At 45.2% G+C, this 26,461-nt stretch carries 19 protein-coding genes and 1 pseudogene; 4 read left to right on the top strand and 16 right to left on the bottom strand.

Going from position 1 to position 26,461, the window contains the following annotated elements; genetic code table 11:
* Positions 1–4 precede the first annotated feature (4 nt).
* The 5 genes from ACOOEY_RS20205 to ACOOEY_RS20185 form a co-directional block, all read right to left on the bottom strand.
* On the bottom strand, positions 5–1,204 hold the full coding sequence (locus tag ACOOEY_RS20205) for a glutamate-5-semialdehyde dehydrogenase (RefSeq protein WP_420386541.1): 1,200 nt from the start codon (positions 1,202–1,204) through the stop codon (positions 5–7).
* 10 nt (positions 1,205–1,214) lie between these two features.
* Positions 1,215–1,994: a glutamate 5-kinase gene (proB, locus tag ACOOEY_RS20200; RefSeq protein ID WP_420386540.1), complete on the bottom strand. Its 780-nt coding sequence runs from the start codon at positions 1,992–1,994 to the stop codon at positions 1,215–1,217.
* 3 nt (positions 1,995–1,997) lie between these two features.
* Positions 1,998–2,834, bottom strand: a complete 837-nt coding sequence (gene proC / locus ACOOEY_RS20195) for a pyrroline-5-carboxylate reductase (protein WP_420386539.1) — start codon at positions 2,832–2,834, stop codon at positions 1,998–2,000.
* A gap of 402 nt (positions 2,835–3,236) precedes the next feature.
* Complete coding sequence (gyrB, locus tag ACOOEY_RS20190; RefSeq protein ID WP_420386538.1) at positions 3,237–5,195, bottom strand: DNA topoisomerase (ATP-hydrolyzing) subunit B; 1,959 nt, start codon at positions 5,193–5,195, stop codon at positions 3,237–3,239.
* Between the two features lie 107 nt (positions 5,196–5,302).
* Positions 5,303–5,668, bottom strand: coding sequence for a CoA-binding protein (locus tag ACOOEY_RS20185; RefSeq protein WP_420386537.1), 366 nt, complete (start codon positions 5,666–5,668; stop codon positions 5,303–5,305).
* A 97-nt stretch (positions 5,669–5,765) separates the two neighbouring features.
* Here ACOOEY_RS20185 and ACOOEY_RS20180 point away from each other — a divergent pair, with 97 nt between their 5' ends.
* A complete protein-coding gene (locus ACOOEY_RS20180; RefSeq protein WP_420386536.1) occupies positions 5,766–6,977 on the top strand; it encodes a thioredoxin family protein in 1,212 nt (403 codons plus the stop codon).
* Here the strand turns inward: ACOOEY_RS20180 and ACOOEY_RS20175 are convergent.
* Both ACOOEY_RS20175 and ACOOEY_RS20170 read right to left on the bottom strand, forming a co-directional pair.
* A complete protein-coding gene (locus ACOOEY_RS20175) occupies positions 6,974–8,551 on the bottom strand; it encodes an NAD(P)/FAD-dependent oxidoreductase (RefSeq protein ID WP_420386535.1) in 1,578 nt (525 codons plus the stop codon). The two genes, ACOOEY_RS20180 and ACOOEY_RS20175, sit on opposite strands and share 4 nt — an antisense overlap.
* 58 nt (positions 8,552–8,609) lie before the next feature.
* Complete coding sequence (locus ACOOEY_RS20170) at positions 8,610–9,578, bottom strand: tryptophan 2,3-dioxygenase family protein (RefSeq protein WP_420386534.1); 969 nt, start codon at positions 9,576–9,578, stop codon at positions 8,610–8,612.
* A 65-nt stretch (positions 9,579–9,643) separates the two neighbouring features.
* Between ACOOEY_RS20170 and ACOOEY_RS20165 the strand changes: the two genes are divergently transcribed.
* Positions 9,644–10,858 (top strand): acyl-CoA dehydrogenase family protein, encoded by a 1,215-nt coding sequence (locus ACOOEY_RS20165; RefSeq protein WP_420386533.1) that lies wholly within the window; start codon positions 9,644–9,646, stop codon positions 10,856–10,858.
* A gap of 135 nt (positions 10,859–10,993) precedes the next feature.
* Here ACOOEY_RS20165 and ACOOEY_RS20160 read toward each other — a convergent pair whose 3' ends face one another.
* The gene (locus ACOOEY_RS20160; RefSeq protein ID WP_420386532.1) at positions 10,994–11,704 is read right to left on the bottom strand and encodes a gluconate 2-dehydrogenase subunit 3 family protein; all 711 of its coding nucleotides are present in this window, start codon (positions 11,702–11,704) and stop codon (positions 10,994–10,996) included.
* Between the two features lie 2 nt (positions 11,705–11,706).
* Positions 11,707–13,428 carry a GMC family oxidoreductase gene (locus ACOOEY_RS20155; RefSeq protein WP_420386531.1) on the bottom strand — a complete coding sequence of 574 codons (1,722 nt, stop codon included), beginning with the start codon at positions 13,426–13,428 and terminating at the stop codon, positions 11,707–11,709.
* 204 nt (positions 13,429–13,632) lie between these two features.
* On the opposite strand from ACOOEY_RS20155, the gene ACOOEY_RS20150 reads away from it, so the two are divergent.
* Both ACOOEY_RS20150 and ACOOEY_RS20145 read left to right on the top strand, forming a co-directional pair.
* On the top strand, positions 13,633–14,451 hold the full coding sequence (locus tag ACOOEY_RS20150) for a ThuA domain-containing protein (protein ID WP_420386530.1): 819 nt from the start codon (positions 13,633–13,635) through the stop codon (positions 14,449–14,451).
* 197 nt (positions 14,452–14,648) lie between these two features.
* Entirely contained in the window at positions 14,649–16,037 is a 1,389-nt protein-coding gene (locus ACOOEY_RS20145) for a sodium:solute symporter family protein (RefSeq protein ID WP_420386529.1), read from the top strand.
* A gap of 1,493 nt (positions 16,038–17,530) precedes the next feature.
* Here ACOOEY_RS20145 and ACOOEY_RS20140 read toward each other — a convergent pair.
* From ACOOEY_RS20140 to ACOOEY_RS20110, 7 genes and pseudogenes are all read right to left on the bottom strand, one after another.
* A complete protein-coding gene (locus tag ACOOEY_RS20140) occupies positions 17,531–17,677 on the bottom strand; it encodes a hypothetical protein (protein WP_420388673.1) in 147 nt (48 codons plus the stop codon).
* A pseudogene (locus tag ACOOEY_RS20135) lies at positions 17,644–18,714 on the bottom strand (peptidase); the annotation flags it as partial. The pseudogene ACOOEY_RS20135 and the gene ACOOEY_RS20140, both read right to left, overlap by 34 nt.
* Before the next feature lie 145 nt (positions 18,715–18,859).
* Positions 18,860–19,528, bottom strand: a complete 669-nt coding sequence (locus ACOOEY_RS20130; RefSeq protein ID WP_420386528.1) for a peptidoglycan DD-metalloendopeptidase family protein — start codon at positions 19,526–19,528, stop codon at positions 18,860–18,862.
* The gene (gene argE / locus ACOOEY_RS20125) at positions 19,529–20,680 is read right to left on the bottom strand and encodes an acetylornithine deacetylase (protein ID WP_420386527.1); all 1,152 of its coding nucleotides are present in this window, start codon (positions 20,678–20,680) and stop codon (positions 19,529–19,531) included.
* A 45-nt stretch (positions 20,681–20,725) separates the two neighbouring features.
* Positions 20,726–22,126 (bottom strand): YfcC family protein, encoded by a 1,401-nt coding sequence (locus ACOOEY_RS20120; RefSeq protein ID WP_420386526.1) that lies wholly within the window; start codon positions 22,124–22,126, stop codon positions 20,726–20,728.
* A 3-nt stretch (positions 22,127–22,129) separates the two neighbouring features.
* Positions 22,130–25,165, bottom strand: a complete 3,036-nt coding sequence (locus ACOOEY_RS20115; RefSeq protein WP_420386525.1) for a WD40/YVTN/BNR-like repeat-containing protein — start codon at positions 25,163–25,165, stop codon at positions 22,130–22,132.
* A 76-nt stretch (positions 25,166–25,241) separates the two neighbouring features.
* Positions 25,242–26,459 (bottom strand): NAD(P)/FAD-dependent oxidoreductase, encoded by a 1,218-nt coding sequence (locus ACOOEY_RS20110; protein ID WP_420386524.1) that lies wholly within the window; start codon positions 26,457–26,459, stop codon positions 25,242–25,244.
* Positions 26,460–26,461 lie beyond the last annotated feature (2 nt).

The raw sequence follows: 26,461 nt of genomic DNA, 5'->3' as shown, positions 1-26,461 counted from the left end.
TTGACTATACTCTTACATGGCCCTGGCCATAGACATAGTATTTATTGGTAACCAGTTGTTCCAAACCTAATGGACCTCTATGGTGCAGTTTGTCCGTACTAATGGCTAACTCTGCTCCCACTCCCATTTGTCCACCGTCAGTGAAACGGGTCGAAGCATTATGATACACTGCACCACTATCGACCTGCTCCATAAAGGTTTCTGCTTTACGCTGGTCTGTAGTCATTATGGCAGAAGAGTGACCACCGGAATATTTGTTGATCTTCTCGATGGCCTCCATTTCGTCACTCACTAGAGCTACGCATGCCTTGAGTGCCAAAAACTCTTCGTACCAAGTATCTTCATTCTCAATAACGGCTTCATTATTGAGTATTTCCTTCACCTGCTGGTCTACCAACAATTCCACTTCAAACTCGTGAAGGGCCTTCTGTAAATGGACGAGTTTCTTGTCCAGATCAGGAATTCGCTTGTCCAGTAGAATTTTATCCAGAGCATTACAGGCTGAAATCTTATCAGTTTTAGCATTCAAAATGACCTTTATGCTCTGCTCCCAATCTGCGGTATGGTCTACATAGATAAAGTTGTTACCTCGGCCTGAAACCAGTACCGGACAACTTGAATGCTCTTTCACAAACTGAATCAGGCGCTCACCGCCTCGAGGTACAATCAGGTCAATTGGTTCGGTGGGGTTCTTCAGGAAGGCCTGAGTTTCTTCTCTCTTCAGCTTCAACAACTTCACATAATCTTCCGACAGCCCATTCATGCGCAAGGCTTCATGCCAGATATCTACAAGGGCCTCATTAGAATGTATGGCCTCTTTTCCTCCTTTGAGGAGAATCTTATTGTTGGCCTTAAAAGCCAGCACAGCTGCCTCAACAGTAACATCTGGTCGAGACTCATAAATGATCATAATGGTCCCAAAGGGTGCAGTCTTATTGATAATTCTCAGACCATCATTTCGGTCAACCTCAGAAATGACCTTGCCAACAGGGTCATCCTTCTGCTGTACTTCTCGAACGGCCTGGATCATTCCATCTACCTTTTTATCATTCACCACCAAGCGATCATACATGGCCTTATCATCCTTAGTAAAGGCATCCAGATCCTTCTGGTTGGCCTTGAGGATTTCAGCCCTGCGCTCATCGAGCAGCTGCATTACATTATCTAAAACCTTATTTTTTATATCAGTAGTTAACAAATTCATTTTCCATTATTTATGATGTAAACTTTGTTCCAACAGTTTTACCTTCCACAATATCCAGAATCACTCTTTCTCGCTTACCATTAGCGATAAAAGTGGTTATATCCTTCGCAGCAGTTCCCTGAGCTATCTTCAGCTTGGACTTCATACCACCACGACCTTCTCCTTCACCTTTTCCACTCTCCCGGATATAGTGATCCAGATTATCTTCTACTCCTACTTCCCGAATGATGTGCGTATTGTCATCGTCAGGGTGACCATTATAAAGACCATTCGTATCGGTCAGAATGATCAACATATCAGCATTAATCAGCTGGGCAATGAGGCTTGCCAATTCATCATTATCAGTAAACATGGAGTGCGACACTGAAGTGGCATCATCTTCATTGGCTATGGGAATAATGCCTTCCGACAACAGACCTTCATAGCAATTGATCATGTTTTCACGCCATACTCCCGGATTGAAATCACGCTTGGTGGCCAGCACCTGGGCACATTTCATTCCGTAATCATGAAATATTTCGTAATAACTTCTCATCATACGAGGTTGCCCCACCGATGAGAATACCTGTCTTCTGATCGCTTCTTCCTGAATTTCGCAGCTTCCCAACACTTCCTTACCGGCAATGGCGGAGCCAGACGAAATCAGGACTGACAGAATATCCTGCTCATAGAGCTCAGCAATCTGTCTCACGATCTCGTGAATAATGGGTCTTACAATTCTGTTATCCTTGTTGGTGAGTACATTAGTACCCACTTTAATGACGACTCTTTTCTTGTTAGACTTTACCAAAACTTATTTTTCTAGTACTTCTTCTTGTTCTTCTTCAGGTTTACCTAATTCAACCGCGCGGTTGAAGGCTGCGTAGGCAGCATCATGGATGAGATCCTTTACATTGTTGTCTTCCAGAGAATCCAATGCGGCTTGCGTAGTTCCTCCTTTGGAGGCTACACGCTTCATCCAGCCGTCAGGCGATAATTTGTTTTTGTTGAAGAGCTCAATCGCTCCTTCGAACGTGGCACTAACCAGAACCTTTGAATCATTGTCGGAGAAGCCCATACTTTTGGCTGCCTCCATCATAGATTCCATGAAATAGAATACATAGGCAGGACCACTACCGGAAATACCTGTAGAGGCATCGATAAACATCTGAGAGTCTACTCTTACGGATTTACCCGTAGAGTTCAACAGGTCTTCAACCATCCACAACTCAATGCGTGAGATTTCCGGAGCTGCCAGGTATGATGTCATCCCTTTACCAACCTGTGCCGGAAGGTTAGGCATAGCTCTCACTACCTTTTTAATACCAAGGCCTTTCTGAATAGTTTCTATGGTTACACCTGCCATAATGGAAATCACCAGTTTCTGATTGTCCATCATATCAATCATTTCTTCCATTAAACCATCGTTGTGATAAGGCTTAACGGCAAGGAAAATGATGTCGGAAATGGGCAGTGATTCCTCAAGAGAATCAGTCACTTCGAAATTATCACTGGCTTTCTGTAAAGTCTCTCTTAACTCAGAGGACTTGTCGTAGACCATCAGGTCTTCTTTTTTGAGATAACCAGATTTGGCAATAGATCTGGCATACGTGAGGCCCATGTTACCGGCCCCAATGACGAGTACTTTCATGATTTATTTTTGATTATAATGAATTGATTGCATGACAATAGACTTCACTCCGAGATGTAAGCATCCCGGCTTCGGTGAAAATCATATCTGAAATATCTTAGCTTTTAAAGGAGCATTTGGCCAGAATCAGGCCCGTGGGGTGAGACAAGATACTATCTTTTGGATTCGTATTCTTTTCTGCGTAGCTCATAACACTAATAAAACACCTTGCCGGCAGATAGGTTCAGATTATTTTAAAAAACCCTGAAAACGATTGAATATCAATGAGTAAGGTTAGTACCTCAACAGGCCGGATAAAAAAGAGACCCATGCTAACGCCCACACACCAGTATCTTAAGGCATAAAAAAACCACCTGAGGTTAGCAGGTGGTTTAGTTTTAGTAGTTATAGTTCAAGAGTAGATTAAATATCTACTTTGGCGTATTTCGCATTCTTCTCGATGAACTCTCTTCTCGGTGCCACTTCATCACCCATCAACATAGAGAACAGGTGGTCAGCTTCAGCAGCTGATTCAATAGTTACCAGTTTCAAGCTTCGCGATTCAGGATTCATAGTAGTTTCCCATAATTGCTCCGGGTTCATCTCTCCAAGACCTTTGTATCGCTGTATCGATACTGAGTCTTCCTTTCCATCCTTAGCCATTTCCATGGTTAGCTGAGCTCTTTGCTGCTCGTCCCAGCAATAGCGTTGGTCTTTACCTCTCTTCAGTAAGTAAAGTGGTGGCAAGGCAATGTAAAGGTATCCGGCATCGATTAATGGACGCATATAACGGAAGAAGAAGGTCAGAATCAGGGTTCTGATGTGGCTACCATCAATATCGGCATCCGTCATGATCACGATTTTATGATAACGCAATTTCTCCATGTTAAGAGCCTTCTCATCATCTTCTGTTCCGAAGCTTACCCCGAGGGCGGTAATGATGTTCTTGATCTCATCGTTGTCATAGATCTTATGCTCCTGTGCTTTCTCCACATTCAGGATTTTACCTCTGAGTGGAAGAATAGCCTGGAAGTGACGATCTCTACCCTGCTTGGCCGATCCACCCGCAGAATCTCCCTCTACCAGATAAAGCTCACTGATAGAAGCATCTTTGGAGGCACAGTCGGCCAGTTTACCAGGCAGACCTGAACCTGACATGACATTTTTACGCTGTACCATCTCACGCGCTTTTCGGGCGGCATGACGAGCCTGAGCGGCCAATACTACTTTGGCTACAATTTGTCTGGCACTTTTCGGATGCTCCTCCAGGTAGGTATTCAGCACATCACCTACTGCTGACTCTACAGCACCGGCTACATCTGAGTTACCCAGTTTGGTCTTGGTCTGACCTTCGAACTGAGGTTCGGCTACTTTCACTGAGATTACTGCGGTGAGTCCTTCACGGAAGTCATCACCACTGATTTCTACCTTTACCTTATCCAAAAGACCAGATCTGTCGGCATAGGCTTTCAGGGTTCTGGTAAGTGCTCTTCTAAAGCCGGAAACGTGCGTACCTCCTTCAATGGTGTTAATGTTATTGACATAACTCACCACATGTTCGGCATAAGAAGTATTGTAGCTCATGGCTACCTGAACGGGCACATCATTCTTTTCACCTTCAATATAGATAGGCGTTTCGATCAGTGTTTCTCTAGAGCTATCGAGGTATTCAACAAACTCCAACAGACCACCCTCAGAGAAGAAGGTCTCTCCCTTCAGAGTTCCATCGTCATTGGTATCGCGCTTATCGGTCAGGTCAATCTTGATTCCTGCATTCAGATAAGCCAGCTCTCTCAGACGAGAAGCAACAGTTTCGTATTTGTATTCTGTAATCGTGAATATTTCAGGATCAGGATAGAAATGTACAATAGTACCATTCTTGTCGGTCTTACCGATTTCCTTTACATCATACTGAGGAACACCTCTAGAGTATTCCTGCTGATAGATAATACCTTTTCTATGAACCGTGGCTTCCAGTTTATGGGAAAGGGCATTCACACAGGAAACCCCTACACCGTGCAAACCACCGGAAACCTTGTAGGTGTCTTTATCGAATTTACCACCAGCGTGGAGAACAGTCATTACCACCTCCAATGCCGATTTCTTTTCCTTAGGGTGAATGTCGGTTGGGATACCACGTCCGTTATCCTCAACCACAATCGAGTTATCAGTTTCTATGGTAACCTGAATATGATCACAGTGACCAGCGAGGGCTTCATCGATTGAGTTGTCTACAACCTCCCAGATCATGTGGTGAAGTCCTTTAACGCCAACATCACCAATGTACATAGCAGGACGCTTTCTAACAGCCTCTAATCCTTCTAAAACCGTAATATTACCCGCTGAATAGTCTTTTTTTGAGTTTGATTGTTCTTCGCTCATATATCTCTCTAACAAAGTTCACAGGGCGCAGAAATCAAAACAGATAGATTGAAAAAAGATGGGTGTAATGCGCCCCAAAACAAAGCACGAATATAAGCAAAAAAATGCTAGTAAACGCCCACTGAAAGCATAACTAATGTACAGGCTTCAAGACACTCAATTCCTTGTTCTTCGGCCAGTTTTTTAAGTTCCTGATTCTCAGTGCCGGGATTGAAAATTATGCGCTTAGGGTGTAGTTCTATGAGGTAGTCGTACCAGTCTTTTTGACGTTGTGGATTGATATAAAGCGTAATGGTATCAACCCCTTCTATCTCAGGTCGTTCATACATGTTCAGAATATCCCTTCCCAACACATCGCCCTCCTGAATGCCTAAAGGAATAAAATCGAAATTACGCTCATCCAGCATTTGTGCTGCCTGGTAGGCGTATTTGTAAGGTTTTGGCGTACTGCCGACTATTACTGTCTTTCCCATTAACCAATATTAACACCAATGAAACTAATGTGCTGCGATTATTGTACAGCAATAATTAGTTTTGTCATCGTTAATGCTTCAAACAGCAACATACTTCATGAAAGTTCAAACTTTATTCATTCTCTTCCTGCTGGCATTTGGTCTGAATGCCAATGAAATTGAAAGCCTCACATTTGTTGAAGTAGAAAACCAAAAACAATGGGACGAGGTATTTCAATCGGCCAAAGAAAAGGGACAGTTACTGTTTGTTGATGCTTACACCGACTGGTGTGGCTATTGTCATAAGCTGGACAAGGAAGTTTACACCGAGGGCTCCGTCATTGAATATTATGGAGAGAACTTCGTCAATGTAAAGTTTGATGCTGAATCTGAGTTTGGCTACCAGCTGGCTAACTTTTATGGTATTGACAGTTACCCGACTTTATTGTTCCTCACCCCTGAAGGTAATGTATTCCAACGTATCAAAGGTTTTGTCCCTGCTCCTACGCTTCGTGCTTATGGCCAACAGGTGATGGATGAATGGGCTGGCTTACCTCTACTGGAAACAGCTTTCAACGAAGGTAAGCTTGAAAGAGAATCTTACCTGGAACTTATCAGCATTCTGGAAAGAACTAATCCCGAAAAGGCCGAAATGGTGGCCACTGCTTATGGAGCAGGTTTTACGGAAGAAGATTACCTCGATATTGAAAACATCTGGTTCCTTACCCGTTTTGAGAACGGTCTCAATTCAGTACACTATGCCTACATCACTTCTCATAAAGATGAAATGATCACAGCCCATGGTCAGGGAGAGTTTAATGACTATATGAGCGGGGTTTATAATGACAACCTCATGCTGGCTATCAAGTATGGAGATAAAGCTTTATTAAACCGTCTCACTCAGGAAGTGATGCCTGTATTTATTCCTGAAGCTGAATTACCGGGTGCCAAGTATGTAACAGAATCAGTTTATTATGCCCAGCGCGAGGAATTCGACAATTATAAGCTTTCAGTGAACAGCTACATGAACAATCACCTGGCAGATGAAGAAAAGCCCGATTTCGTTATTTCCACTGCTGTGGAAATCATAGAGAACTATGAGAGTGAAGAGTTACTTTCATTCATGCGTATCCTTTTGAGTCAGTCGCTTCAAATTGACAACCAGAGATATGAGTCTCATGCGCTGCTTGGTTATATCAACGGACTTCAGTCCAATTTCAAAGCAGCCGAAGAATCGTTGGCAGAAGCTAAGAAACTGGCCAAAAGCGATGAAGAGAAAGCTTTTGTAGGCAATCTACAGCAAGCGGTTAGAATGATGCAACAAGGCTAGTGAGCCTTGCCGTAGGTTTTAATCAGCATATCAGCACACTTTTCACCATCCATAGCTGCGGAGAGAATACCACCGGCAAACCCGGCACCTTCGCCACAAGGGTATAATCCTTTGACCTGGACATGCTCACAGGTTTCTTTGTCGCGGGGAATTCTCACAGGTGAAGAGGTTCTGCTCTCTACTCCCACTATTTGGGCTTCATTGGTATAATAGCCCTTCATTTTCTTTCCGAAAGCCTTGAACGCTGTTCTCAGCCTTTCATGAATATGGGCAGGAAGCACCTTGTTCATAGAGACACTCACCAAACCGGGTTGATAAGAAGTATCATTGAGCTGAGAAGAAACCTTATTCTGCACAAAATCAATCATGCGTTGAGCCGGGGCCGCTTGTGTCTGGCCAGCTACTGCAAAGGCCCGCTGCTCTATTTGCTGTTGAAAAGCCAGTGCTGCCAATGGCCCATGTTCACTGTAGGCTTGTACATCTTCCAATTCAATGGCTGTGACAATACCTGAGTTAGCATATTTAGAGTCTCTTCTGGAAGGACTCATGCCATTGACCACTATCTCTCCGGGAGCGGTGGCTGCGGGCACAATAAAGCCACCGGGACACATACAAAAGCTAAACACACCCCGCTGTTTCTGATCGTAGTAAGTCTGATGGACAAGAGCGTAAGAACTGGCAGGCAACCATTCTCCACGGTCTACAGGACAATTGTACTGTATGCGATCGATCAACTGTTGAGGATGCTCAATTCTAACTCCTAAAGCGAAAGGCTTGGCTTCGATCAATACATCACGTTGATGTAGGAGGTGAAAGATATCCCGGGCAGAATGACCCGTAGCGAGGACCACGCCCAAGCCTTCAACCTTAGTGCCATCTTCCAGCACGACACCTTTCATGCGTTGCTCATGAATGATAAAGTCAGTGACTTTAGTGTCGAAGTGAATCTCTCCTCCGGCATCCAGTATGGAAGATCTGATCTCCTGAACTACCTTGGGTAGTTTATTGGTACCAATATGAGGATGGGCATCTACGAGTATTTCCTCAGTGGCACCATGGGCTACCAGTATTTCCAGAGACTTCTGAATGTCTCCTCTCTTTTTCGAGCGGGTATATAGCTTACCATCTGAATAAGTCCCTGCCCCACCTTCACCAAAGCAATAGTTAGATTCCGGATTTACCTTATGTTCTTTGTTGATGGCTGCCAGGTCTCTCCTACGCTTCTGCACATCGCTGCCTCGTTCTATCACTATGGGTTTATAACCCAATTCAATACAACGTAATGCGGCAAACATACCTGCCGGGCCGAAACCGACAATCACCACTGGTTCAGCATGGGACACATTGGGGTAATCTCTTCGGTAGGAAATCAGAGGTGGCAGGTCTTCTTTAACACTGACCATGGCCTCCATATTGACTTTAACGTTGCGTCCACGCGCATCAATCGACCGTTTGAGGGGACGGACTTTGGCTTCTGCATCCTGAATGCCAGATCGTTTGAGGACCGTAGCCTCAAAGAGCTCGGGATTGTAAGCCTCTTCGGGCTTAAGCGTAAGTTTGACAATTTTCTGCATGTAGAGTTTTTATCTCTAAAGTTGCTAATCCGTTAATCGGGACTAAGCCCAATTAACCTTAATGTTTTTTATTCAATTGCTCCAGCACCCAATGCTTTCCCCATTCTGCCATTTCCTGCTCTGACCAGATTTCAGGAAAGAAAATGATTTTCTGGAAGCGTGGTGGCAGGTATTTCTGCCAATTGGTACCGCCAGTAGCAGCAATATCTTCTGGGTCTTTCTGTAAGTAGCGAACGGCAGAACGATAATGTGCCAGCGGCCAGTCAACATTGGCCAGCAAATCGAACCTTCTCAGCTGCTCCACAATTTTGTCTTCTCCTTCAGTGCCTTTATAATGCTTCAGGTATAGCTGATAAAAATTCGTGGTTCTGGTTTCTTCTGCCAAATGCAGAAAGTCTTTGGTGTATTTATCTTCAAACTGCTGGAGCGTCAGCGTTTTCTTTCCTGACTTCAACTCCGTAGCACCTGTCTTCCAGTAGATGGCTTCATAGAGCTGGTCGATTGAAGCATAATCATCGAACTCATCGCGTTTATCCAGATTCACCAAATTGATCATATCTGTTGCTCCGATTTCAATCATGCGGTATTGACCCGACTGAAACCCTGATGAAGGCAGCAATGACATTCTGAATTGAAGGAATTGCTCTTTTTCCATTCCATCAGTCATGATCACAAAAGAATGACAAAGATGTTCAAAGTAATTATTGAGGCGCTTGAGTCTGGCTTCGAAGAAACTGGCATCAGGATGCTGATGTTCATGAATCTGTTTCATTTCCCAGAGGCACAGCTTAAAGTAGAGTTCTGTAATCTGATGATAACAGATAAAGACCATTTCATCAGGAAAGCCCGTTTTAGGCTGCTGAAGGCCCAATAGCGAGTCCAGATTGATATAGTCCCAATATTTCAGATAGTCGGCATGTAACAGGCCATCGAGATAAGATGTCATGTCCTGGCCCATGGCCTCGTACTTCTCAGAAAGCTTCTTAATTCTGTCAAGTATACGTTGGTCGATGTCTGATTCACTCATACGTTTGCATAGGTTAAAAAGTGGGTGCAAATTTGACCACAATTCATACAGAAACCAAATTACCTATGGACTCAAATAAAGCTTCAAAAATTCAAAAATCATCTAAAGCAGACACTTTTGAACACCCTGATTTCTATATGATGGATAGCCTGCTGACCGAAGAACACAGGCTCGTTCGTTCTGCTGTTCGTGATTTTGTCAAAAAAGAGATTTCTCCTTACATCGAGAGCTGGGCCGAACATGCTTATTTTCCTTACGACATCGTGAAGAAATTCGGTGAGATCGGAGCATTTGGTCCGCAACTGCCTGAGAAGTATGGCTGCGGAGGCATGGACTATATCGCCTATGGTCTCATTATGCAGGAAATTGAAAGAGGCGATTCTGGCATGCGCTCTACGGCCTCTGTTCAGGGTTCTTTGGTGATGTACCCTATTTACAAGTTCGGTTCGGAAGAACAACGCATGAAGTACTTACCTAAGCTGGCTTCAGGTGAATGGTTAGGTTGCTTCGGACTGACTGAACCGGATCATGGCTCCAACCCTTCGGGAATGACTACCCACTTCAAAGACATGGGCGACCATTACCTATTGAATGGTGCTAAAATGTGGATTTCTAATTCTCCTCATGCTGATGTGGCTGTGGTTTGGGCCAAGAATGAAGAGGGCCGAATCCATGGTTTGATTGTGGAAAGAGGTATGGAAGGTTTTTCAACTCCAGAGACTCATGGCAAGTGGTCATTGCGCGCCAGCGCTACGGGTGAACTGGTATTTGACAATGTAAAAGTTCCTAAAGAGAACCTGCTACCGGGAAAAAGCGGCCTGGGCGCTCCGATGATGTGTCTTGATTCGGCACGCTATGGAATTGCCTGGGGTGCCATTGGTGCTGCCATGGACTGCTATGAGTCAGCCAGAAAATACTGTGCTGAAAGAGAGCAGTTTGGTAAGCCTATCGGTTCATTCCAACTACAACAAAAGAAACTGGCTGAGATGTTGACTGAAATCACCAAAGCTCAGTTGCTCAACTTCCGATTAGGACAGCTATTCAACGAAGGTAAGGCTACAACAGCTCAGATTTCCATGGCCAAGAGAAATGCGGTAGAAACTGCTTTGAACATTGCCAGAGAAGCACGCCAAATGCATGGTGGAATGGGAATCACTCAGGAATATCCGATGATGAGACATATGGCGAACCTGGAGTCTGTGGTGACTTATGAAGGAACCCATGATATCCACCTGTTGATTCTGGGTGCTGAGATTACTGGTATCCCGGCATTTAAATAAAATAAAACACAAAAGAGGCTGTTTTAGAAGCGCTGTTGTCACTGGATCATTATCCAACCAGAGACCCTGAAACAAGTTCAGGGTGACGTTCAGCAAGCTTTTAAGACAGCCTCTTTATTCTTTTACAGGGTGAAATCAATTCAGCAAATTGCCTTCATCATCCCACTGTGCTATATCCATTCTTTTGCTTTGATCTACGCACTTGGCTAACCATTCCGGTTCATAATCTACATCATGTTCAGCCAGTACATCGGCAGGAATACCATCCCAAACGCCAGGCGTATTTCCTTTATAGCCGAGGTCTTTGATACCCATTTCAGAAGTAAAATAGCCCGTCATGGTCAGGTTGCGCATTCTGGTAAAGAATCGCTCCCCTGCCATAAGTTCCGGCTTGGTTTTACCCGGAAAGGCAATGGTATCACAAATCCCCTTCTGTTGCTCCAATGTCAGGTCTTTAAACACCTTGTTATGCAGCTTATTGGAATGAGAATCTAGCCAGGCAATACCACCACGGATCGGCAGTTGGTTGTTCGGCATATCCTTCACAATAAAGTCGATAAAGTCTACCACTCCGGCATCTGATGCTGAACCGAAGTCAGCATTCGATGGCAGGATAATATCTACCAGAACAGCAATGGTTTCAAGCTCATGCTCATTGAGAAATTCCTGAGCCATTACCTTGCGGTCATGCTCTTTCTCTTTCTCATTACGTCCATAACCCGGTAAATCCTGATTGGCTTGCGGTTGAACTTCTGCATTTTCAGCTCCTGGAGCACATCCGGTGACCAAAAGACCACCTGCAACGGAACCCACCAATAATGATTTTAATGAATCTCGTCTGTCCATGATTAGATATTTCTTTGTTTTACTTGTTCTACTAAATAATCTGAAGCTCTCCAGGCCAGGGCCAGAATAGTCCAGGTTGGGTTTTTGTCTGCCTGAGAAACAAATGGACCCGCATCCATCACAAATACGTTTTCACAGTCATGCAACTGATTGTACTTGTTAGTCACTGAGTCACGTTTGTCATCCCCCATTCTGGTGGTACCCACTTCGTGGATGATCTCACCGGGAGCGGTCAAACCATAGTCTCTGTCGGCACCGGGCTTATCACCCAGAAGAATTCCACCGGCAGCACCCAATACTTCCTCGAAAGTATCCTGCATGTGCTTCGCCTGCTTCACTTCATGCTCCGTCCATTTGTAGTTGAACTTCAGTACCGGAATACCGAATTCATCTACCACATCATTGTCGATTTCACAACGGTTTTCCTTTTGAGGCACTGATTCACCACGTCCCGAGATACCTAAAACAGCTCCATAGTAGCGTTTTACATCGTCTCGAAGTGAGTCACCATAACCTCCAATGGCTCCACCGGTTACCTTGTTCAGGTCGTTAGGGTTGAAACCGAAGCCATAGCTCGGCATACCCATTCCACCCCAAACTTCAATGTGATAACCACGAGGGAAGTCCAGTTTCTTATCGTTCAACCACCATGGCGTATACACGTGCATACCGCCCACGCCATCTTCGTTGTAAATTTTTCTGTCCATCAATTGAGGAATGAAAGCTGAGCGGCTGGCCCCTGTTGAGTCATGGAGGTATCTACCCACCAAACCGCTGCTGTTACCCAGTCCATTCTGGTGTACACTACTCTTAGAGTTCAGGAGGATTCGGGCGGTAGAACAGGCAGAGGCTGCCATTACTACGACTTTCGCCTTTAAGTGGTATTCTTTACGGTCGGCCTTATTGATGTAATTCACACCGGTGGCTTTACCATTTTTATCGGTAGTTACCTCTCTTACCATGGCATCGGTAAAGAGCTGCACTTTCCCGCCATTTTTCTGTGCCGGGAAGATCAGACATGTACCTGCGGAGAAGTCGGCATAGGCCATACAGGCCCTGTTACACTGACCGCAATAGAAGCAACTACCACGTTGATCGTTAATTCGTTTGGTAAGAATAGAAAGGCGCGAAGGAATTACAGGAATACCTGTTTTTCTGGCTCCTTTGATATAATAAAGTTCATGAAGCCTTGGTTTTGGCGGGGGCAGGAAGAAGCCATCAGGCTCATTGTGAATGTTTTCGCGCGAACCAAAAACACCAATAAGCTTATCTACCTTATCGTAATAAGGTTTGACATCATCGTAGCCAATAGGCCAGTTATCACCGAGGCCGTCTACACTTTTTCTTTTAAAATCGAGCGGTCCGAAACGCAGGGAAATTCGTCCCCAGTGGTTAGTTCTACCTCCCAGCATTCTGGAGCGGAACCAGGCAAAGCGCGTACCCGGTTCGGTGGTATAAGGTTCTCCTTCGATGTTCCAGCCTCCGTAGGCGGCATCAAAGTCACCAAAGGACCTGCGATTGGAGCTGGCACCTCTCCTTGGAGATTCCCATGGCCATCTCAGCTGATTTCGGTGTTCATCCAGTGCAGGATCGAAAAATGGGCCGGCTTCCAACACAGCCACATCAAATCCGGCTTCAGAGAGTATTTTGGTAGCCATACCACCTCCTGCACCGGAACCTACAATGGCAACATCATAGGTTTTTGAAGATTCAATGATTTGCATAGAGCGAGTTAATGAGATTTAATTCAAGTAAAGTAAGCCTTTAATTTAAAGAATAAGCCTGAAAGAAGACCCATGAAATCTTCAGAACTGATGCATTAATATTTGAGCTGGGACATCTGGCTTTTGGCTGGTCAATATGCCTCACAAGTTTTGAATGACAGATCTAAATGTCCTATCTTCTGAGGCTTTTATAAAACTGCAAGAATGAAATCCAGAAGATCATTTATTGGCAAGTCAGCTTTGCTGGCTGGCGCTGCACTCCTCGGTAAATCGTTTCAAGTCAATGGACAACCTGCCGAAGCACCTGTTCCTCTTCCCTCTCTAAAAGGCAGGAAGGTCATGTTTCTCTTTGGCGGCTGGGACGGTCACGAGCCCACCAAATTCAGGGATTACATGGTCCCCTGGATGGAAAATGAGGGAGCAACGGTTTCTGTTTACGATAACCTGGACCCGTATACCGATAAGCAACTGATGGCCAACACCGACCTGATTGTCCAGATCTTCACCATGTCGCAAATTACTCAGGAACAGGAAAAGGGCCTTCTGGAAGCTGTGAAAAATGGAACAGGTATGGCTGGTTGGCATGGCGGTATGTGCGATGCCTTCCGCAATAATACAGAGTATCAGTTTATGACCGGTGGCCAGTGGGTCGCGCATCCGGGTGGTGTTATTGATTACTCTGTTCAGGTAACTGATCAGATGGATGCCATTACCTCTGGACTCAGTGATTTTAATATCTCCAGCGAGCAGTATTATATGCATGTAGATCCCAATGTGAAGGTTCTGGCGACCACCACTTTCTCGGGTGAGCACTCTCCGTGGATAGATGGCTGCGTGATGCCGGTTACCTGGAAGAAGATGTATGGAAAGGGTAGAATTTTCTACACTTCCCTGGGGCACAACTTATCGCATGTGCTGATGTCTCCCAATGGCATGACCATGATAAAACGCGGTATTCAATGGGCCAGCGATAGTAAGTATGGTCCTGCGGAGAATTGGGTGAGACCGATTTATAAAGGGTAGGTTAAGAGATAATGGAGCATCATCACAATGGCCAATAGACTTTATTAGAAGATACTTTTCCGAAGTTTTGGTGCCTTCACCAAAACTGGTCAGACCAATCGGGAAAGGACACCTCAATTCACCACGAACAAGATGACAAAATCGTTTTGGTGGAAACGCCAAAACTGGCGTAATTAGATCAACCTGAATACTAACCATTGCTAGCCACCTATATCCTCATCTATCTAGCCATAACACTGGCCATCGGCATCTTCTCCTCCAGGTATATCAGAGGTTCGAAGGACTTTATTCTGGCAGGCAGAAAGCTTCCACTCTTTATGGCGGCCTCTGCCCTCTTTGCCACCTGGTTTGGTTCTGAAACCATATTGGGTGCTTCTTCTGAATTTGTCAGTCATGGATTTCTCGGGGTCATTGAAGATCCGTTTGGAGCAGCTTTATGTCTCATTTTGGTGGGAGCCTTCTTTGCCAGACCGCTGTATCGGATGGGCATTAATACTTTCGGTGATTTCTATCGGCAGCAATATGGAAAGCGCGTGGAAAGAATTGCAGGTCTCTGCCTCGTACTCTCTTACTTTGGCTGGATAGCCGCACAACTGGTGGCATTGGGCATTATGGGTGAACTGATCCTGGGTATCTCGGTAGAGGCAGGCATTCTGGTTGGTGCCAGTATCGTCCTTATCTACACCGTTTCAGGAGGTCTTTGGGCAGTAGCCATTACCGATACCATACAAACGGTGATGATTGTGGTGGGTTTGGTCATGATCGCCATCAGCCTCACACAGATAACCGATGGTTTCAACGCTGTAATTGATCATGTGCCAGATCACTTCTATCGCTTCCTGCCAGAAAGCAACTTCAATGATATCCTTGTCTATGTGGCTGCCTGGATTACCATAGGATTAGGCTCTATACCACAACAAGATGTTTTTCAAAGAGTTATGGCTGGAAAGAGTGAAAAGGTAGCCGTGCAGAGTTCATACCTCGGAGGTATCATGTACCTCACCATTGGGCTGCTCCCCTTGTACATCGGACTATGTGCCGGTTATATTGATCCTGCTTATGCCCAGTCTACTGATAGCGAATCCATTTTACCTCAGATTGTACTTTCCCAGACGGGTTTAGGCATTCAGGTCCTTTTCTTTGGTGCACTCATTTCTGCTATCCTCAGTACCACCAGTGGGGCTATTCTTGCCCCTGCCACTATCCTTAGCGAAAACCTGATTAAGCCATTATACAAAGCTGGTATCAGCGATAAGAAGGAATTGTTGTTAGTGAGAATTTCGATCGTTGCGATTACTGTAATTGCTGTCTTCTTTGCCTTTAGACAAGGAAATATCTATGATTTGGTAGCTGCCTCTTCTTCTCTCAGTCTGGTAAGTTTATTTATTCCCCTGGTTGCAGGTATCTACTTTAGAAAGAAAAGTGAGTTTGCCGCTATCATCTCGATTGTTGCGGGATTGCTGATCTGGCTGATTACGGACCAACTTGAAACCAATGTACCTTCACTGATCTGGGGATTACTTGCTTCCCTGGTGGGATGGTATGTAGGGATCGCTATCAGGCCATATATCACCAGGTCATTGTAAGCTTATGTCGCTCTGGCGCAGTGAGTCACGGTTATCACATATCGCTCCTACGGAGCTAAGATAATACTAAGCTATAGTCCATTATAACATATAGCTCCTATGGAGCCCGGGAGGCACCAGGGACGTTAGAACTGTACCATGGCAAACCCGGACATTTAGTAAAACCAAGAGTCCCCTTGTTTCCGGCAATCTTAAGACATAAAAATGGGCCACAGCGTGGCCTAATGTATTAACCTTAAAGTCTTCAGTCTTGGTTGAGCTTCGTAGAAGCGACATCTACAAACAGATGCAGAGTCCCAAAACCTTTATACTTAGCATCCAACCCTGATCTCTACCTAATGATGCCGCTCCTACGGAGCTAGGAGGTAATGCTAAGCTGTAGTATATTATAATATATGGCTCCTATGGAGCCCGGGAGGCACCAGGGACGTTAGAACTGTACCATGGCCAAACCCGGACATTTAGTAAAATGCAGAGTCCCCCTTGTTTCCAGTAATCTTAAGACATAAAAACAGGCCACAGCGTGGCCCAATGTTTTAACCTTGAAGTCTTCAGTCTTGGGTGAGCTTCGTAGAAGCGACATCTACAAACAGATGCAGAGCCCCAAAACCTTTATACTTAGCATCCAACCCTGATCGCTACCTAATGGTACCGCTCCTACGGAGCTAGGAGGTAATGCTAAGCTGTAGTATATTATAATATATGGCTCCTATGGAGCCCGGGAGGCACCAGGGACGTTAGACCTATACCATGGCCAAACCCGGACATTCAGTAAAACGCAGAGTCCCCCTTGTTTCCAGCAATCTTAAGACATAAAAATAGGCCACAGCGTGGCCCAATGTTTTAACCTTAAAGTCTCAAGCCTTGGTTGAGCTTCGTAGAAGCGACATCTACAAACAGATGTAGAGTCCCAAAACCTTTATACTCAGCATCCAACCCTGATCTCTACCTAATGGTACCGCTCCTACGGAGCTAGGAGGTAATGCTAAGCTGTAGTATGTTATGACATATGGCTCCTATGGAGCCCGGGAGGCACCAGGGACGTTAGAACTGTACCATGACCAAACCCGGACATTTGGTAAAACGCAGAGCCCCTACTTTTTTCTAGCAATCTTAAGACATAAAAATAGGCCACAGCGTGGCCCAATGTTCTAACCTTAAAGTCTTCAGTCTTGGTTGAGCTTCGTAGAAGCGGCATCACCCACCCTGATTAGTTCCTCGGCAAATTCTTACTCCAGGCATCAAAAAGCTTTTGTTGCTCTTCTGTCAGATTTTCCATCTTCTTGATCTCCACATTCTGAGGTGAGTCAGCTATGATTTCAATCCCCACCTTAGCAAAGTACTCTGCCATCGGATAAGGCTGACTGTCCAGAATATAATTATCGAACAACTCTCTGATTTCAGGGAAGGTCATTTCCACAAAATCATCGAAGAAATCTTCTTCAGAGATAGGGTTACCCTTTCCGTATTTCTTAATCAGGTCGAGCAATACTTCACGAAGACCAAACTCTCCTTCTGACAATTCCAGCAGGCGTATATCGAGCAAATTGCCGAATAGTGAGCCTCTCATGTAGATGTTTCCATACTGACGCGATCCGGCAGTGTTGAAAGATTCCTGAGCGATTTTCTCTATACTCCACTCCTTGTTGAAGTAATTGTTGAAGATGATCTTCTGCTTGACCGCACCATCCAGATAATCTTGTAAGCTGAGTTCTCCTGCTCTGTAGAGCAGCATATTAGAGGCCCATTCGGTAATACCCTCATATAGCCATAAATGAACCGAAGGTGTCGGCTCCACAAAGTTGAAAGATTCAACCACCTCGCTATGAATATTCAAAGGAGTCACAATGTGGAAGAATTCGTGCGAAGCAATGTCTGTCACTGACTGTACTTGCTCCGGAGTATTGAAGTCATTCTCCTGCAGGGCATATTCAGAGCTATATGAATGCTCCCAGGCTCCAGTGATACCCGGAGGAGTTGGCTCAAAATGGTACAGAAAGGTATACTGATCTACTGGCAAGTCGATGAGAAACTCTTTGGTAGCACTCAGCATACTGGACATGCTTTCCAATAATCTCTCGGAAGTAATTTTGTCGTTGGCTGAATAGGTGTAAATCTGGATCTTACTCTTAGCCACTTTGGTATCGGCATAAGTGAGTTTACCCATGAGAATAGGAGAATCGACCGCATGGTCATAATCGTCTGCTTTGAACTTGTTGCCTCCACCTTTCAGCGCTGTTCCGGCTGTCCAGCCCTCTCTCATCTTCAGCTCAATCTGAATAGGGCTTTTCTGAAGTCCATGAAAGTAACCCATCATGGTATGCGCGTTGATCAATGCATGATCCGATTCCAAAGAAGAGCCACACATCAGGTAAATCGGATATTCTTCCACCTCTGTATCCCAGGTTTCAGCTACTTTGTAGGTAATAGAAGCCAAATCCTCAGGACGTGTAATTCTGAATTGGTTGACGGAGGCTTTTTCTACCGGAATTTCACTACCCTGCCTGTCGAAGGCTTTAAAGTCAGTCACGAATCGACCGATGTTCATGGTTTGATAAGTTCCAGGGGCTGTTGAGGCGAACTGAAATACCTCATTGGCCTGAGTCAGTTTCCCTTTGACTTCGAGCATAACGCTGAAAGTGTCGAGACTCTGAGTCATGTCTATTTCATATTGCATTCTCTGTGCCGACAGGGCCACAGAAAACAGCAGAAATGCTGCAGTAATTAATTTCTTCATGTTATTGGTTTTTGACCGGGACGAAATTAGCAGACTCCACTATGCTTTCCTCATGCTTTTGCAGTTTTAATGACAATTAGCAAGTTTAATCCAGTGGTAGTAAAACGGCAGGGTCAGGACAGTTGGCCAAATAGTAATCTCTTTCGCTGGCCTTACAAACACCCGGATAATCGCCTTTCTTTCCTTCCATATCAAGCATCACCTGAAAGTGTAAGTGAGGTGGCCAGTGATAGTTCTCATGGTAAGCTCCTAGACTGGCGAACTGCTCTCCTCTTTTGATCCATTTGCCTTCATACAGTCCATGCAGGGACATAGTACTTAAATGCCCATAGAGGGTAAAGAAGGTCTCTCCTTCCAGTTCATGTTGCAAAATGATGACAGGTCCGTAGTCGCCATGCACTTTGTGGTTGGCAAAAGAATGGACGATCGCCTCTAATGGGGCATAAACGGGAGTTCCGGATTGAGTCCAGATATCTACTCCCAGATGAATGGTTCTGGGCTCTTCATCTTCAAACAGATCACTTCTGCTGTAAAGGCTTCTTTGCTCAGCATATCCACCAATACCGGCTGTACACTCATGAGCTTCGAGTTCCCCGAAAATATATCGGGTGAACTGCTCCTCATCGTTCAGGTCGATCCGGTTGAGGGCCTTATTCTGATGACTTAAGTCAAAGTGATGCAATCTGGCAGGGTCAAGCCTTACGGGGCTGGCAGGCACCCAACCTGATTGCTGTAGCAAAGCCTGAAGGTCCATTTACGAAAGCTTTTGAATCAATCTTTGCATAAACGCCACCCCCATTTGTAGTTGCTCTTTTGCTATGAACTCATCCGCTCTATGAGCCTGGGCAATATCTCCAGGGCCACAAATCATGGCCTGAAAGCCTACTTCCTGAAACTGACCGGCCTCAGCCGCATAAGAAACCGCATCCAGCGTGTCATTCTGAGCCAGTTCCTGCACCAGTTTCACAATAGGTTCATCGGCCGATGTATCCAGACCGGGAACAGCAGGATACCTCCCTTTGGTGCTGATCTTGAAGCCAGGGTATACCTTTTGCAATTCAGCTTCTCTTTCCCGACAATAAACATCGAACTCGGCCAGTATTTGTTCAGGGGTTTCGGCAGGAATGGTTCTGGCATCCCAGTTAAATACACACTCCTGAGCAATGATATTCGGAGCCAAACCACCTTTGATATTTCCAATGTGAATGGAGGTGTGGTTGGGTGTAAAGCGATCATCTGTTGATCCCGCCTCAATCAGGGTATTCATTTTATTTTCAAGCCAGAGTATCAAGCGCATGGATTCATGGATTGCACTTACTTCCTGCTTAATTCGACTGCTATGCCCTTCTGACCCTGTAACTACAGTATCGTAGATACAGATTCCTTTCTGACCCGCTGTGGGGATCATCATGGTGGGTTCACCAATGATGGCATAGGTTGGTGTTTCCTCATAGTATACCTTAATGGCTCTTGCCAACTCTGGTGCGGCTAAACAACCAATCTCTTCATCATAGGAAAAGGCAAAGTAGATCGGAGTCTTCAAATCGGCCTTCACCATTTCAGGTAAGGCTGCCAGGCAACAGGCTATAAATCCCTTCATGTCGCATGAACCTCGGCCATAGAGTTTGCCATCACCTTTATCGGTGAGTTCGAAAGGATCGGTTGTCCATTCCTGACCCGCTACAGGCACTACATCGGTATGTCCAGAGAGAATAACTCCGCCATCATGAGCAGGACCTATACGGCAATGTAATGAGGCCTTAGTTCCTTCCTCATTCGGTACTAAAACCGTTTTCACACCATGATTTTCAACATATTCCTGAATCCAATGGATGATGGAAAGGTTGCCTTCCCCTCCAAGTACAGGGAACGAAACAAGCTTCTTGAGTATCTCTTCTACTGTCATGTAGTTTAAGTATTGGTTATTGGTTAATAGTTTGTGGCCATTGCGCTATGCTGGACCCCAATGAATGGCTACGGATATCATGAGCGTAATCCAGGACATCAGGAGTACCACCCCCACTATAGGCATAATAAACTTTAGCCATCGGTCAAATGGTATTCGGCACATGGCCAGCATGGCTATTAATCCCCCTAAAGTAGGATTAAACAGGTTGGTTACTCCATCACCAATCTGATAGGCCAATATGGTGGTCTGTCGGGTCAATCCCAAAACATCACCCATTGGAATCATGATCGGCAAGGTAGCCAATGCCTGTCCACTTCCTGAAGGAATAAAGAAATTGATCACACATTGTGATCCAGACATAGCCAGAGCAGAACCATATAGGGGCAATTCTTTGAGCCCTTCAGATAAGGTATAAGCTATGGTGTCGGATATATTCCCCATTTCCATGGCTACTTTAATACTGGTGGCAAAGCCAACCATAAATGCTCCGGGCGCCACAACGCTAACTGATTTCAGGGCCGTTTCACTGATCGTCCTTCCACTTTGACCTGAGACAATTCCTGCCGCTATGGAAATCATCAGAAAGATGGCTGATATTTCATTAATGTACCATCCCCAGGAGAACACACCAATTAACATCACCACCATGCCTGAAACAAAGACCAGCATTACCAACCAGTTATTGCCGGTTAATTGATATTCATTCAGAGGTCTTGACAGTTTGAAACCACTGGTATCGATACCTAGTGAAAGCGACTTTTCAGGCTTGGCCAGAATTTTTTTGAAGTAACGCACATTGCAGAAAGCCAGAAAACTTAAGGCCGAAAAGCAAAGGACTGAACGGATGAACCACCCGGAGAACATAGGCATTTCAGCCAATGTATGTCCTGTACCAACGGTGTAAGGGTTAACAGGAGAAAGTCCAAAACCGACTGTAACTGCCCCCACTGAAATACCGGCTGCCAGCATTAAATCACCACCTAATGCCAGTGAGGTGATCGCTGCTATGGGTATGAGAGCGATGTTGTTCTCATAACCAATGAATATGCCCAGACAACCGAACATGTAGGTCATGAGGATTACCACCAGAAATCTTCGTTCTACTCCCAGCTTCTTCACGAAAGTGCCGACAGCATTTTCGATCATACCTGATTTTTCCAGTATCCCGAACATGATGCCTGAAGAAAGCACTACGAAGATGATGGAGATGGCAGAACTAAAGCCTCCGGGTATGGCAAGGAAGGTATCTAAAAAGGAAAGCGGTGATGGTTCAACCGTATGATAAGAACCGGGAATTACCCGGCTCCTACCTTCTACTATTTCTCTCTCGAAAAGTCCCGCAGGAATAATATGGCTCAACACTGCGGTTAAGACAATAATGGCAAAGAGCATCACAATAGGATGCGGCATTTGCCAGAGCCATTTCTTGCGGAGCTTACTCAATGCTTATTTCAATGATTCAAAAGCTTCCTTAATCTGTTCGAATTTGGCCTTCAGCTCTTCGAAGCGCTCATAAGCATCCTGACCAGGTCTCTGATCGGCTCTGCCAATCATGCTGCTCAGGTATCTGGTTTGATCAGAAAGCATTGGCTGCATATAGGTACCGGGAGGTGTCACCAACTGATAATAGATGGCTTCGAGCTGCTCCTTCTTTCGCTCATCTCTTCTGCTGGCCTTTTCAGTATCGAGGCTATTTTTCAAGGCTTCCAGCTCTTTCTCCATAGTAGAAATCAGCTTGGATACTTCGTCAGAGAATGACTGAATTTCAAGTGCCATTCTTTCCTGCTCAGCCACATCTGCCTCGGTCACCAGGGTCATGCGCGGATCGAGCACTACTTTGAAGTCTTCTTCCAATACTTTATCGCCCACCGTTAGTCTGGCTTTGAATACTCCTGTAGACACCATTGGACCAAAGCCCATGTAGGATCTTCTTGGATTATCGCTCCAGCCACCCGCATGACGCATATTCCAGTTGTAGCGATTCAGTCCCTGGCTGTTTGGTAAACCACCTGCAGCCGGAGGCGCAGAAAACTCAGTAGACATATCTCTTTCGGTATTCCGTGCCGGTTCAGGACGACCGTTCACAAAGGTTCTTACAATGTTGCCCTCATCATCAAGAATATCCAGTTTAACCGGCTGATCCTTGTCTTTGATGTAGTAGTCAATGGTGACTCCCATACGAGGATATTCCGGTCCATTATCGTCACTTCTGGCACTCATTCTATCTCTTACACCATCCTGAATATCAAAAAGGTATGCCTGCTGGTTCCTAACAGAACCGATCTCTCTCAGGCTCACAATGTTATCCATAATCCAGAAACCTCTACCCATGGTAGAAAGTACCAAATCATCGTCTTTTATTTTGATATCCGTTACCGGAGTAACAGGCAGATTATTGTTGAACTGTTGCCAGTTCTTACCGTCATCGAATGAAATGAAGAGACCAAACTCAGTACCGGCATATAATACACCTTCTTTCTTAGGATCTTCTCTGATGACTCTTGTCGGATAATCATCAGGAATACCATTGCTTCCCGTAGTTAATAACTCCCAGCTCTGACCATAATCTTCTGTTTTGTAGATATATGGGTGATAGTCATTATCCAATTGATATCTCAGCACAGAGACATAAGCTTTTGCAGGGTCATGTGGCGATGGCTCAACAGCATCTACTCTACCCCCTGTTGGCATATCAGGTGTTACATTGGTCCAGCTTTTACCACCGTCTCTGGTTACATGGACAGGACCATCATTGGCTCCTACCCAGATAAGTCCTTCCTGAAGGGTTGACTCTCTGATGGCATAAATGGTGCTGTAATATTCTTCACCCGTCACATCTCTGGTAATTGGGCTACCCGGCACCACCTGCTTATCCGGTTCAAAGGCAGTCAGGTCTGGGGAAATGATTTCCCAGGTTTTACCATCATCCATTGTCTTGTGAACATACTGAGAGGTATGGTAAACCACATCCGGGTTATGTGGAGAAACATGTACCGGAGCCACACGCTGGAATCTGAATTTCAGGTCTTTAGGGTTGTGTCCGTAAATATTTGTAGCTCCCACATAGTATTGAAGTTCCTGTCCTGTCGACTTATCATACACGCCAAAGCGTCCTTTACAATTCGTATAGACGATGTTCGGATTACCCGGCTTCGGTACGGCAGGGCCTGTCTCGCAGCCACCAGTACTCAGGATAAATGCATTGCTTCCGGCTTGTACACTGGCCACTGGCTTACTTGGCACAGCAATGGTGCTGTAATTATCTTGCTGACCAGCATATAACCAGTACGGATACTGATCATCTATCTCTACCTGATATAGTTCTGCTGTTGGTTGGTTGAACTGGCTCGACCAGCTTCTACCGTTGTCCAGTGTCACATTGGCACCTCCATCGTTAGACTGAATCCAGATTGAAGTATCATTAGGGTTGATCCAGATGTCATGGTTATCTCCGTGAGGAGTTGAAATGTTTCTCCAGCTCTTTCCACCATCTTCTGACTTCAAAAAGCGTAGGGAGTTATTGTAGACAACATCTGCATTTTTAGGATTCGACTCGATGTTGGTATAGTAAAATGGTCTGTTGGTCAGGTTAGAATTGTCTGAAACAAAAGTCCAGGTTTCTCCTCTGTCATCGGATCTATAAAGACCACCCTGATCATCAGAAGCCTCAATATTGGCATAAACACGATTAGGATCAGCTGCAGAAACAGCAAAATCGATTTTACCGATCAGCTTAGTCGGCAGGCCATTGGTCTTTTTACTCCAGGTTTGTCCTCCATCAGTTGATTTGTAAACACCTCCAACTGAAGAACCACTGATAATAGTCCAGGGCTTTCTTTCACCTCTCCATGCTCCTGCATAGATCGTATTTGGATCGTCCGGGGCAAGTTCCAGGTCAGAGAAACCAACGCTGTCTGAGAGATAGAACATCTTCGACCATGTTTTTCCTCCATCGGTCGTTTTGAATACACCGCGTTCTTCATTTCTGCCGAAGGCTTTACCAATGGCAGCAACGTAAACCACATCGGGATTGTCCGGGTGAATTTCTACCGCACCAATTTGTCCGGATTCCTTCAGGCCTATAAACTCCCAGCTCTTACCGGCATTATTCGACTTATACACTCCTTTACCGGTAATAACATTCGATCTTAAACCGTCAGAACCTGTGCCTACATAGACAATGTCTGGATTCTTCTGATAGACAGAGATGGCACCAATTGAAGGGGTTGGAAAATAGCCATCAGAAACGTTTTCCCAGGTATTACCATAATTCACAGTTTTCCAGACACCACCACCGGTAGCACCCATGTAGAAAACAGAGGGTTGACTGGCCACTCCTGCCACGGCAGTTACACGACCTCCTCGTAATGGTCCGACATTTCTGAATTCATAGTTCTTCAGTACTTCCTGTAAATCCTGAGCTGTTACAGAAACAGCTAAGAGAGACAGCAATACACTCAAGACAAGCGATTTAGTTTTCATAGAAGTTTAATGGTTTAAGAATGCGGAAAATAATACAAAAGCTTCAAAGTTGACAGCCTGTATTTGATTAGTGGAATCAGGCGAGGCAATGCTTGCCGGCTATATGAGCAGTTGTCCAGGCGGCCTGAAAATTGAATCCACCCGTAACACCATCAATATTCAGTACTTCACCGGCAAAATACAGCCCTGAGACAACTCTGCTTTCCATGGTATTAAAGTCTACATCTGAGAGGGCTATGCCACCAGCCGTAACAAACTCTTCCTTGAAAGTAGTTTTGCCGGAAACCTTGTGTTGATGATTGGTCAATAGCTCTATCAGCCTGTTCACATGCTTTTTCGATAACTCTGCCCAGGGTCTTTCCAATTCAATTTGAGCCTCCTTCAACAGGTATTCCCAAAGTCGTTGAGGTATATCAAATGGGCAATGATTTTTCATCTGTTTCTTAGGGAAAGAGTCGGCCGCTTCATGAAGTACTTCTCTTAGCTCCACGTCCTTCATTTCTCCCAGCCAGTTCATATGGGCGGTGAACTGATAATTGAGTTCATTCAGAATTCTGGCACCCCAGGCAGAAGTTTTCAGAACTGCGGGGCCGCTCATTCCCCAATGGGTAATTAACAGTGGTCCCTGTTGCATCAGTTTGGTCCCTTGAATTCGTACTGAGGCATTCGGCACGCTTAAGCCCATCAGTTGAGTGATCGGATTTCCGGGCATATTGAAGGTGAACAAGGAAGGAACAGGAGGTACAATTTCATGGCCCAGGGCCTTTAGCCAGTCGAAACCTTCCGCTTTGGGACTTCCTCCTGAAGTAACAATGACCTTATTAAAGAGGAATCTACCATGAGCTGTAGTAAGTTCAATTCCATCCCCAACTGGCTGAAGGGTATTTACCGGTTCGGACAGGTGTATGGCCACTCCTAATCTTCTGGCCGTGTGCATCAGACAATCTATGATGGTTTGAGAGTCATCGGTAATTGGAAACATGCGTCCGTCAGCTTCAGCTTTTAGCTTTACTCCTTTTTCTTCGAACCAATTGATGGTATCAATTGAGCTAAACTGCGAGAAGGCCTTTTTGAGCTGCTTCTCTCCTCTCGGGTAATGCCTGGCAAACTGGCCATTGCCTTGACAGGCATTGGTGACATTGCACCGGCCACCACCTGAGACTTTTACTTTCGACAACAACTTGGTAGTCTTTTCATAGATAACTACCTCTGATTCAGGGAAATGCTCTTTGCAAGAAATGGCAGCAAAAAAGCCTGCTGCTCCGCCACCTATAACTGCTACCTTTTGGCTCATGC

The sequence above is a fragment of the Roseivirga sp. genome (assembly GCF_965216855.1).
In the GTDB taxonomy this organism is placed as follows: domain Bacteria; phylum Bacteroidota; class Bacteroidia; order Cytophagales; family Cyclobacteriaceae; genus Roseivirga.
The sequence above is the reverse complement of the archived record's forward strand: the minus strand, read 5'-3'. Positions and strand labels throughout refer to the sequence as shown.